General features: G+C 58.7%; 8 protein-coding genes and 1 pseudogene. 4 read left to right on the forward strand and 5 right to left on the reverse strand.

From position 1 onward, the window contains the following. Positions 1-15: 15 nt before the first annotated feature. The 4 genes from AB4N76_RS14715 to AB4N76_RS14730 form a co-directional block, all read right to left on the reverse strand. Positions 16-3,426, reverse strand: a complete 3,411-nt coding sequence (locus AB4N76_RS14715; RefSeq protein WP_460164589.1) for an amino acid adenylation domain-containing protein — start codon at positions 3,424-3,426, stop codon at positions 16-18. A gap of 13 nt (positions 3,427-3,439) precedes the next feature. Further along, the gene (locus AB4N76_RS14720) at positions 3,440-4,369 is read right to left on the reverse strand and encodes a diiron oxygenase (protein WP_046033198.1); all 930 of its coding nucleotides are present in this window, start codon (positions 4,367-4,369) and stop codon (positions 3,440-3,442) included. Then, positions 4,366-5,142 carry a DUF3050 domain-containing protein gene (locus AB4N76_RS14725; RefSeq protein WP_046033199.1) on the reverse strand — a complete coding sequence of 259 codons (777 nt, stop codon included), beginning with the start codon at positions 5,140-5,142 and terminating at the stop codon, positions 4,366-4,368. Before AB4N76_RS14725 ends, AB4N76_RS14720 begins: the two co-directional genes overlap by 4 nt. Positions 5,143-5,824: 682 nt before the next feature. Next, positions 5,825-6,535 (reverse strand): GntR family transcriptional regulator, encoded by a 711-nt coding sequence (locus tag AB4N76_RS14730; protein WP_046033200.1) that lies wholly within the window; start codon positions 6,533-6,535, stop codon positions 5,825-5,827. 218 nt (positions 6,536-6,753) lie between these two features. Between AB4N76_RS14730 and lapG the strand changes: the two genes are divergently transcribed. From lapG to AB4N76_RS14750, 4 genes and pseudogenes are all read left to right on the forward strand, one after another. After that, a complete protein-coding gene (gene lapG / locus AB4N76_RS14735) occupies positions 6,754-7,446 on the forward strand; it encodes a cysteine protease LapG (protein ID WP_046033201.1) in 693 nt (230 codons plus the stop codon). A 14-nt stretch (positions 7,447-7,460) separates the two neighbouring features. Then, entirely contained in the window at positions 7,461-9,407 is a 1,947-nt protein-coding gene (gene lapD, locus AB4N76_RS14740; protein ID WP_460164590.1) for a cyclic di-GMP receptor LapD, read from the forward strand. A 536-nt stretch (positions 9,408-9,943) separates the two neighbouring features. Continuing rightward, positions 9,944-10,225: a DUF6124 family protein gene (locus AB4N76_RS14745; protein ID WP_460164591.1), complete on the forward strand. Its 282-nt coding sequence runs from the start codon at positions 9,944-9,946 to the stop codon at positions 10,223-10,225. A gap of 587 nt (positions 10,226-10,812) precedes the next feature. Then, a pseudogene (locus AB4N76_RS14750) lies at positions 10,813-11,043 on the forward strand (DUF6124 family protein); the annotation flags it as partial. 158 nt (positions 11,044-11,201) lie between these two features. On the opposite strand, the gene AB4N76_RS14755 reads toward AB4N76_RS14750, so the two are convergent. Further along, positions 11,202-11,540 (reverse strand): hypothetical protein, encoded by a 339-nt coding sequence (locus AB4N76_RS14755; protein ID WP_007948790.1) that lies wholly within the window; start codon positions 11,538-11,540, stop codon positions 11,202-11,204. Between the last annotated feature and the right edge of the window lie 11 nt (positions 11,541-11,551).

Here is an 11,551-nt window from a genome sequence, read left to right on the forward strand (position 1 = left end):
TCCGTTTGGGTTGAATCAGATGAAGTTGATTTCTTTCAGGTAGTCGCAGCCACGACGCAGCAGCGCCGGGGATTTTTCCGGGTAATGCGCACCCATTTGCCGCACGCCGGCCTGGGCGTTGTCGTGGCCGATCATCGAGATGTCGCCGATGTCTTCTTCAAAGCCGTTGAGGTAAAACCCGAGCACGCCGAACAGAGCGTTGTCGCTGTCGACCCGGTCCAGTTGCTGCTGCCAGTCGGCGACGCTGACCATGGAGAACTCCCGCCCGGCCTCGCGAAAGGACGCCACGTAGTCGTCCCAGCTCAGGGGCTCGGGGTTGTGCAGGTTGAACACCGCTTTTTCAGGCTGATAGCGGCTGGCATGGAAGGCGATGAAGCGGGCGAGAAAATCCACCGGCATCAGGTCGAAATTCAGCGCGAACTCCGGTACACGACCGAGCTGGATCGAGCCTTTGAGCATCAGCATCAAGCGGTTTTTATGCGGCTGGCAGACGCCGGTCAGGCTGTTGAAACTGATGTTGCCGGGGCGATAAAGGTTGACCCGCACCCCACGCTCGCGCGCCCGTTCAAGAATCCGTTCGCCAACCCACTTGGAGAGGTTGTAGCCATTCTTGATGTAGATCGGCGGGGTCGGCGCGGCGGGTAACTCCAGGACTCGGCCATCGGCGGTAATCGTGCTGGAGGCCGAGAGCGTGGAGACGAAATTGAAAATTTTCTTGCTGCGCCCTTCACACAACCTCAGACACTCGAAAATCGGCTCGACGTTGTCCCGCGCCAGCGACTCGTAATCGAGTACGTGATTGACGTTGGCCGCGTTGTGCACCAGTGCACCAAACTCTTGGTCGAGGCGCTCGTAAACTTCACTGGAAAGCCCCAGGAATGGACGGGCAATGTCCGCTGCGTAAACCCGCACCCGACTCAGGTCCAGATGCTCCAAGCGGTTTTCGCGCAAGGCATGAGCAAAGCGCTCAGCCGCCGTTTGCCCCCCGCCATCGCGCACCAGGCACGCGACTTCCGTGGCGCCCCAACCCAACAGCGCCTCGACAATGTGCACACCCACAAAACTGTTGGCGCCGGTGACGATCACCTTGTGCACATCGCCCATTTTGCTGACCGGCAACGGCTGAATATCCAGCTCACGGAAAGCATCGGCCAGTGCCTTTTCGCTCAGCACTTCTTCAGTACCAGAGCCACGCACCAAGGTCGCCAACTTCGCAATGGTCGGCAGCTCGATGAAGCGATTGATGGAGATGCTGCGACCAAACTCCTCGCGTAATCGCAGCAACATGCGCGACAACAGAATCGAGTGGCCGCCCAGATTGAAGAAGCTTTCGTCGGTAGAAATATCGCTGGCCGGCAGCTCCAGCAACTCGGCCCAGATCTCCAACAGCAGCCCCTCATCGGCACTGGCCGGCAAACGTCGCGTGGTGTTTTCCAAGACGCTGACCGACATTGAAAGCAACGCCTTGCGGTCGACTTTGCCGTTGCTGGCGAACGGCATGCTTTGCAATTCGGTCCAGGCGCCGGGTTGCATGTAGTCCGGCAAAAACTGCACCGCGTGAGCCTTCAAGGCTTCGCGAGCGGCGCCGGGCCGGTCTTCCTGAGGCTGCGCGAGGAAGGCCAGAATTCGCCGCTGACTGTCGATGACCACCGCCACCTGGCGGTACAACTGGCTGTCGCGCAGGCAGCGCTCGATCTCTTCCGGTTCCACCCGAAAGCCGCGAATCTTCACCTGATTATCCCGGCGCCCACACAGCTCGACGCCGTCGCCGGTCCACTTCGCCATGTCGCCGGTACGGTAGGCGCGCAGGGTTTGGCCGCCTGACACATTCAGGTTCAGATAGCGCTCAGCGGTTTGCTGCGGGTTGTTCAGATACCCGAGGCAAACCCCCGGACCGATGATGTACAACTCGCCTACCGTGTGGTCGGTGACCGGTTGCAAGTCTTCATCGAGGATCAGCACCTGGCTGTTGGCAATTGGCGCGCCGAGGGTTCGATTGCTGTCACCGGTACGCAACTGTCGCGCGGTAATCAGCACCGTGGCTTCGGTCGGGCCATACAGGTTGTAGAGCTTGCCCTGGCGCGTCAGTTGCTCGATTACCCAGGGTTCGCAAACGTCGCCGCCAGTCATCACATGATCCAGCACCTGCAACTGATCCAGCGGCAGAATGCTCAACAAGGCCGGTGGCAAAAAACCGTGGCTGAGTTGTCGGTGGCGGATCAGTTCGACCAGTTGCAAGGGGTCACGACGTTGATCGTCACTGGGCACGACCAGTTCGGCGCCCTGAAGCAAGGTCGGGAAAATGTCGATCAGCGATGAGTCGAAACTCAACGAAGAAAACTGCAGCACCCGACTGTGCTCGGTGAGTTGCACGTAGTCGGCATACCACGCCGTGAAATGCGCGAGGTTGGCCTGACTGAGCAGCACGCCTTTGGGATGCCCGGTGGTGCCCGAGGTATAGAGCGCCATGCACGGCGCATCGAGATCGGGTCGGTGGCGCATCAACGGTTGTTCGAGGTCCGCGTCTTCGGCGTTGATACGGCTGATGTCCAGCCCCGGCGTGTCATCGGCAAGTGGATGCTGGCCGTCATGCAGCAACAACACGGCCCCGGCATTGGAAAGAATGTACTGCTGACGTTGCAGAGGATGGCTCGGCTCCAGCGGCAAATACACCGCGCCGCTGCCGAGAATCGCCAGGATCCCCGCATACAGCGCGCTGCATTTGGGCAGGCAGATTGCGACCACCAACGGCCCTTCATGTTGATCGAGCAGTGGCTGTAACCGCTGCTGAATAGCACGGCTGTGCGCGTGCAATTGCCGATAGCTCAGCGTCGTCTCGCCGATCGTCAGCGCGGGACGCTCGGCCGACTGGTGGAGGCGTTGTTCGAGACGCTCGATCATCGGGATCTGAGCCAGCTTCCGCAGCCAGGATTGCTCGGTCAGGTTGAGCGCGTGGACGAAGGCCAGGTGTTCCAGAAACAGCAGGTTTTCCACCCGCTCAAAATGAGCGGGAGCGGCCGGTTCGGTGTGCAGGAAATAGTCGGCATCGCGGGAGAAGCGGCTGACCAGCAGCGCGACGTGATCCAGCAACTCTGCCACGGCTCGCAGGCGCAATGCCTGGCCATTGCCGCCAGGTTCGTCGGTGATCGGTACGCGAGTGAACAAGGCAGAGTTATACGTGCACAACACGTCCAGCGGCGGCAAACCGCAAGCCTGCGATGCGCCGACACCCAGTTGCAGCGTCAGTCGCGGTGTTGCGTCGAAGCCGGCAAACGGCAGACTCGCATCGTCGATCAGCAAATCAAACGACGACTGCTCGTTGAGCGCGTCGAACCGCACTAACGAATGACCGTGCTGTTCAAGTTCCAGCGCCAGGTCGGTCAAGGCCTGGCTTTGCCCAATGAGTAAAATGTCGAGACGTCTCATGGTGTTCTCCTCGTTAAACCAGGTAGTCGCAGAGGGCGTCTTGCACGCACGGCGAATCGAGCAGCGAACTGCTGCGGAAAAACCGAACGATGTTGGCGACTAACGGGTGATGACGGTTGATCGGGAAGGCCAGTCCCGAGACTTCGCGCTTGAGTGCCTGACGAGCCGTCTCGCTGATCTGCAAGGACTCGATCAGGCGCAAGTCGAAGGACTTCTGAATATCGTTGGTCAGGTAATGGCCAATGAACACCGGCAGAATCTGCGCAATGCAATGGCGATCGTCTTCGCTCGCGGTGTGCCAGTAGATGCGCACCAGCCGCGCCCAGAAGCCGGAGTGGCGACCTTCGTCGAGCAAGTGATCGGCCATCAGGCCTTTGATCGACTGCTTGACCGTGTCGTCCTTGGCAAACGCCGCGACATCGCCGGTCACGGTGTTCTCGGCAATGGCCACGCAAATCAATTCGACGGGGCTGCGCAGGTGCTCCGGCGCGAGCGCCACGGCTGCCGGGATGGCTCGACTGAGTTCGATTTCATCTGGCAGCACCATCGGCGCAATGCCGGTCAGGGCAATGGTCTGCTGCATGAAGTCCATGGCGACCAAGGCGTGGTAATCCTCGTCCACCACCACGGTCATGGCGTCGTAACGGCAAGCGAACGGGAACGCCACGGCGAAGCGATTCTTGGCGATGCTGCGAGCGGTCTTGTCGACGATCTCGGTTTCGAAAATCACCACATCATTGATGAACTTGTAGAGCGTCTGCACCAAGGCGAAGTCCCGTTGCTCCGGGCATTCGCGCAGGAAGGTTTCGCTCAGCACCAGCGGTTGGCGACTCAAGGGATAGATCAGCTTGTCGTCGTTTTCCAACATCCGCCGTGGGCGAGTGCGGATCGTCGCGCGGCTTTCCCAGGCGTCGGCGAAGGATTGGTAGTCGGCGGCGTTCATGCGCTCACCTCCGGCAAAGGCTCGCCCATGCTCAGACGCAGGCCGTCCCACAGTGCGATGCGACTTTCTACGGCGGCAATGGCGCTGGCGTAGACGTCTTCTTCGCGTTGCGGATTGCCATCGACCAACCGGGCGAGCAGTTTTTCCGCTGCCGGGCCGTGGTCTTCGGAGTCAACTTCGATGTGCCGCTCCAGGTAGTAACGGAAGGTCGGCGCTTGTTCGATGCCAATACCCCAATCGTCGAGAATGCGCTGGAACATCTGCGGAATCACACTCTCACGACCATGTAAAAACGCCGCGGCAACACTGTGCCCCGGGGCATGCAACGCCGTGTGCAAGGTGTGCCGCACGAACTGCGCCGCCGCCGGATCAACGTCCACGCTTTGCAACGCGACGTCGTAGCTAACGCCTTCTTGTTGCAACGCGACAAAGCGCTCCACCGCGACCGTACTGGCGCCGACTTCGCGCATCGCATCCAGATACAACTCAAAATGGCTGTAATGACCGTGGGCAGGACGATCATCGGACTCTTCACCCAACACGATTTCATTGATCAGGCGCGCGGCCTGCGGATCTCGTGGCGGTAGCCAGGGCAGCTGAACGCAGGTCAGTTCTTGTTGCAGGCGCTTGGTCAGCGACATGAAATCCCACACGGCAAATACATGGGTTTCCATAAAGCGTTGAAGTACCGACAGCGAATGTATTTCAGAAAAGATCGGGTGCGCACTAAGTTCTGCTTTCTTCTGGTTGAGGCGGTCTTTGTTCGGTTTCATGAGCGAACCTATATGTGATCGAAAGTGCGATTAAGGAAGTTTCGGCCAATAAGCCTCTGTCGTTTAAAGTTTTCTGTGGGCGAGCAAAGGCCTCAGGCTAATGGGGCTGTATGAGTGAGTAGTGGTCCGCAGATAAAGGGTTGCAGGCCTGTGTTCAGTGGGGCGAACAAAAACTAATACACGAATAAAGTATCCGGCAAGTTATTTTTTAATTAAATGAAAGTTCATATTTTTCGAGTGCGACAAGTTCCGATAAAACTTTGGGTTTAAGTTTTATTTGGACGTAGCTGCTCCTTTCGACTAATGAAAGTCAAAATTCAAATGAAGAGTGAATGCCTCACTCGTAGCAACTTTCTTAGATAAATCAATGAGGTGACTTTAGAGGGTGGAAGTTGGCCGGGACCAACGCCGGTGCTTCCGTTCCCGTGACAAGACTCCTTCCTTAGGTTCTTGGTGCGGGGACTGTTGCACAGGTGCGCAGCGTCGCCCGTTCATTGGTTGTTGGCAGTCCAAGAGTGAGCGTAAATCACGGCAGCCGCTATCGCTGAGATGTCATCTTCTCAGTGCAATAACGGGGCTTGGGAGGGGGAAATCGAGGGCAAGGCTTTAGCGTGGGGTTCTGCGCCGTCGTGACAAGCGAAAACGAGCAGTTTGATCTGCTCGCTCAACTTGCCAGAACGGTTTACCGGGAGGTTTTCTTGTTCAGCGCTTCAGGGCTGGCGAGGTAGCGTGTAATGACCTCGACACCCCGATTGAGGTGATTCTCGAGCATCGTTACCGCGCGCTCGATGTCGCGGTCTTCCACCGCCAGTAACATCGCTCGGTGATCATCCTGGGACAGTTTGCCCAAGCCCATCGCTTCGAGGTTGAAGCGCAGGAAGCGTTCTTCCTCGTTCAACCCTTCTTCTATCAGACCGAGAAGGCGACGGTTAGGCGCCTTGACGTACAGCGACATGTGGAACAGGCGATTGAGCCGACCGATCTCCGAGTAGTCGTGCTCTGTCTCCATGTCGTCGATATGACGGGCCGCTGCTTCGAAGTCTTCTTTCTCAAGCAGTGGAATCGACAGTCGCAGCGCTTCAGATTCCAACAAAATCCGCAGTGCATAGGTTTCAACCGCATCGCCCTGCACCAGCGGTGCGACGACGGCGCCTTTGTGGGCGACTACGTTGAGCAGCGCCTGGGCTTCGAGCTGGCGCAAGGCTTCGCGCACGGGCATGCGGCTAACCCCGAACAAATCGGCCAGGTCTTGCTGGCGCAATGCAGTGCCGCAAGGGATGCGTCCATCGAGAATCGCCGCGCGCAGCGTTTCTTCGATCACCGAACGTGCAAGGTGGGCGGGAATAGGCCCGCTGACCTTGATGCTGCTGAGAGGGTTGGTCTTTTGTGGCACTACTACGCACCCTATTCGACTGAAATATTTGGATCCAAATGGACACTAGAGACTGCAATGGAGCTTGTCAAACAAGTCAGGTTTTCAATCGCACTCTTTTTATGTCAATCACAATACAAGTCTAGCGTGCCGTTCGTGATTGCACCGTGCCATTGTCTTTTATCGGGCTAACCTGCACCATCGACCGAATACCATTTGCCTGATCTGGATGCCTCGCATTGGCGGTACGTTTCGCGATCCCACGGACTTTGCGCCGGCTGTGCTGTGCGCTGCTACTGGCCGGCCTCATGCTGGGCGGCTTGCAGGCCGATTGGGATTTTTCGCTGATTAGCCGCCGTGCGCAAGCCTTATACGGACCGTTAGGTGAAGGGCAGCAACGGATCGATGCCTGGCAGCATTTGCTGGCCACTCAGAAGCAAGTCAGCGAGCAAGAACAGCTCAAAGTGGTCAACCTGTTCTTCAACAAGCAGGTGCGTTACGTCGAGGATATCGACCTGTGGCACGAGGTCGACTATTGGGAAACGCCCATCGAAGCGCTGTGGAAGGGCGCCGGTGATTGCGAAGATTATGCGATTGCCAAGTATTTCAGCCTGCGTCATCTCGGCGTCTCCAGTGACAAGTTACGCATCACCTACGTCAAGGCGTTGCGCCAGAATCGGGCGCACATGGTGTTGACCTACTATTCGAGCCCCGAGGCCATGCCGCTGGTGCTCGACAGCCTGATCAACGAGATAAAACCAGCCAGCCAGCGGACCGATCTGTTACCCGTCTACTCTTTCAATGCCGAAGGTCTGTATTTGCCCGGCGCCAAGGGCAATAAAAAAGTCGGCGACACCAAGCGCCTGTCCCGCTGGCAGGACGTGTTGAAGAAAATGCAGGCCGAAGGTTTCCCGGTCGAAACGACTAACTAGGAGCACGCGCTCAGATGTCTTTGTTCAAACAGCTGTTGATCGCAATCTGTCTGTTCCTGGTCGTCGCCTTCACCGGTAGCTTCATGGTCAGTCTGGAAAGCTCGCGCACGCAGTACGTCAACCAGTTGCGCTCCCACGCCCAGGACGCCGCGACGGCACTGGCGCTGTCCCTGACGCCGAACATCGACGACCCGGCGATGGTCGAGCTGTTGGTGAGCTCGATTTTCGACAGCGGTTACTACGCAAATATTCGCGTGGTCGACCTGAGCAACGACCAAACCATTGTCGAACGCAGCGGGATTCCGGCGGTGAACAACGTGCCGGACTGGTTCGTCAAAATGATCGGCCTTGAAGCCGCGGGCGGCGATGCGATTGTCAGCCGGGGCTGGGAGCAGGCGGCACGGGTCGAGGTGGTCAGCCACCCGATGTTCGCGTTGGCCAAGTTGTGGCAGAGCGCGTTGGGCAGTCTGGGCTGGTTGTTGCTTTGCGGCGCTGTGAGCGCGGCGCTGGGCGCGTTGTTGTTGCGCCGGCAATTGAAGCCGCTGGACTACATGGTCCAGCAATCCCACGCCATCGCCCGCCGCGAGTTCCTCAGCCTGCCGGAACTGCCACGCACCCCGGAACTGCGCCGCGTGGTGCAGGCAATGAACCAGATGGTCGAGAAGCTCAAGGCGCTGTTCCAGGAGCAGGCCGAGCGCAGTGAAAAACTGCGGGTCGAGAGCTATCAGGACAACCTGACCGGGCTGGCCAACCGTCGTTATTTCGAGATGCAGTTGAACGCCCGGGTGAGCAACCCGGAGCAGGCCAGTTCGGGATATCTGCTGCTGTTGCGGGTCAAGGACCTGGCCGGATTGAACCAGCGGTTGGGCGGCCAGCGTACCGACCAGTTGTTGAAAGCCGTGGGCGAGCAGTTGTCCCGCGAGTGTGCCAAGTACCCCGAAACCCAAAACCTCGTCACGCGGATTCGCGGCGGTGAGTTCGCTGTGCTGGCGCCGGGGCTGGTGCGTGAAGAAGCGTTGCAACTGGCGCAGAACCTCGACAGTGCCTTGGCGAGCCTGCATGCGACAGGCGCCACCGATGTAGCCTCGGTGGCGTCGATCGGGTTGGCGCCTTTCGTTCATGGCGACTCGCCGCAAGCGGTGCTCGGGCTGGGTGATCAGGCGTTGGCCCAGGCGGAAGCCCAGGGCGAGCCGAGTTGGGCGTGCCTGGATCACAGCGCATCGGCCAGTGTCGGCGATGACCATCATGCGTGGAACAACTTGCTGGACCAGGCGTTGGAGCAGCGGCGGTTCCAGTTGTATTTCCAGCCGGTCGTGGCCAGCCAGGACACCCGGTTGGTGCTGCATTACAAAGTGCTTTCGCGTTTGCTCGACGAACAGGGGCAGACCATTCCTGCCGGGCGCTTCCTGCCATGGCTGGAGCGTTTTGGCTGGACCGCGCGGCTGGATCGGCTGATGCTGGAATTGGTGCTTGAGCAGATGGCCGACCACGAAGAGTCGCTGGCGTTGAACCTGTCGTCGGCGACGTTGGGCGATCCGCAGGCGCTGAATAAAATCTTCGAGATTTTGCGCGCCCATTCCAATCTGGGCCCGCGCCTGACGCTGGAAATCGGCGAGGAACAACTGCCAGAGCAAGCGATGCTGGAAGAGCTGACGCGGCGCCTGCGAGAACTCGGCTTCTCCTTGAGCCTGCAGCGCTTTGGCGGCCGCTTCAGCATGATCGGCAACCTGGCGCGGCTGGGGTTGGCGTACCTGAAGATCGATGGTGGGTACATTCGGGCGATTGATCAGGAGAGCGACAAGCGTCTGTTCATCGAGGCGATCCAGCGCGCGGCGCACAGTATCGATTTGCCGTTGATTGCCGAGCGGGTCGAAACCGAAGGGGAGCTGTCGGTAATTCGGGAGATGGGGATTTATGGGGTTCAGGGGCAGTTGTTTGGTGAGCCCAAGCCTTGGCAGTGAGGCTGATACCGCTATCGCGAGCAGGCTCACTCCTACAGGGGATGACGAGGCTGGAACCGGAACGCGGAGCGTCCCTTGAGGCATTCCCACGCAGAGCGTGGGAACGATCTGGAAACGTGTGTGAACGACCAAAATCTCTGTAGGAGCCGAGCTTGCTCGCGATGGCGTCCGTGCAGTCACCGGAAAATCTGAAGGCAAATTCCTAGGAGACTTCCTTCGAGTTGCGTCGGTTTTGGTGAACTTGTTCCGGGTAATGCGCAGGTCTAGTCTGGCCTTGTCACTGAATAATTGGTGACGCGGACGTGCAAGTCCGGGTAAAAACCACATCCAAACACTGCCTCTGGCCGTTCATCAGGCATTTTTCATGCTTGTTGCGATTGCTTTATGGCGGCTTTATGGCGGCTGTGTGCGGGAGACCTTCGGGTCTGCCGAGGTTAGGGCGTCGGTTACTCGGTCTTGCACCCCGCACATAGCTGCCACCTTATTCGCGTGCAAGCGAACCGGGTCAGCCTCTTTGTAATCATTGAGACCACGCCATGTTCAAAGTAACGCCCAATCCGCCTTCTCCCCGCAGAGGCCATCTCTTCACCGTCTCCCCCGACATCCCCACCGAAGCCCTTCTCGCCAACGCCTCAGAAGACCTGCGCTCCATCAGCGCCATCGCCGCCGATCTTGCAGACGATGTCGAAGGCTCACGCCGCTGTGTCGCGCTGGGGCTTAGCCGGATAGCCGATGGGGTTCATTTATTGGTGGAGCGGGCGCTGGATCACCTTGAATCGCCAGAGTTGGCGCCGGGTTCGGAAGGATTGCCAGGCTAGTTCTTGATCGTTCCCACGCTCTGCGTGGGAACGCAGCCCGTGACGCTCTGCGTCACATCGGTGCCAGGCGAAATGCCGGTGGCGAGGCTGGAACCGGAACGCGGAGCGTCCCTTGAGGCATTCCCACGCGGAGCGTGGGAACGATCTGGAACGACCGAAATCCCTGTAGGAGCCGAGCTTGCTCGCGATGGCGTCAGTGCAGCCACCGAAAAATCTGAAGGCAAATTCCTAGGATATTTCCTGCGAGTTGCGTCGGTTTTGGTGAACTTGTTCCGGGTAATGCGCAGGTCTAGTCTGGCCTTGTCACTGAAAATTCGGTGACACGGACGTGCAAGTCCGACCAAACTGTTTAGGTTGCGTATTGCCATATCTCACGATGAGCATTTGTATGCTCGCTGCTTTATGGCGGCTGCGCGCAGGAGATCTTCGGATCTGCTGGGTGTCCTAAACAGTCCCGGTCTTGCACACCTGCGCACGGCCGCCACCCTATTCGCGTGCAAGTGAACGGTGACGGTCTTAACTGACTGTTTAGGAGTTTTTCTTATGTTCAAAGTAACGCCAAATCCGCCTTCTCCCCGCAGAGGCACCTCTTTACTGTCTCCCCCGACATCCCCACCGAAGCCCTTCTCGCCAACGCCTCCGAAGACCTGCGCTCCATCAGCGCCATCGCCGCCGATCTTGCAGACGATGTAGAAGGCTCACGCCGCTGCGTTGCGCTAGCGATTAGCCGAATGGCCGATGGGGTTCATTTACTGGTGGAGCGAGCGCTGGATCTCCTTGAATCGCCAGAGTTGGCGCCGGGGTCGGTCAAGGTTTAGCGGGATGGTTTTGAGGTGAATTGAAGGCCGCCATCGCGAGCAAGCTCGCTCCCACATTGGTCTTCAGTCGTTCACACAAACTGTGTTCACTGAAGATCAACTGTGGGAGCGAGCTTGCTCGCGATGGCGCCAGAACAGACACCAAAAAAGGCGGGGCCTTAGATCAACCCCGTCTCTTCATCATCAATCAAATGACTCAATCCGCCCAAGGCTTCACGGGCCTGGGTCCGGTCCATCAACTTGGCCTGTGCCGCTGGCGGCAGGTCGGTGACGCGGATCACGCCTTTGCTGGTCAGCACCTGGATCAAGTCGTCGAGTACCCGGATCATTTCCAGGTCGCTCTGCTTGAGCTGTTTGAGGCTGGTCTCCATCACTTCGTTGGCATACCAGGCCTGGATTTCATGGTGGTCAGCCGGCAGCGTTTCCGTGGCCTCGGCGTAGGCCGCGGCTTCCACGCGCACTAACTGGCCTTGCGCATCGCGTTGCACGTAGAACATTGAGCATCCCT

The organism is Pseudomonas sp. S2_F03, from assembly GCF_054668335.1.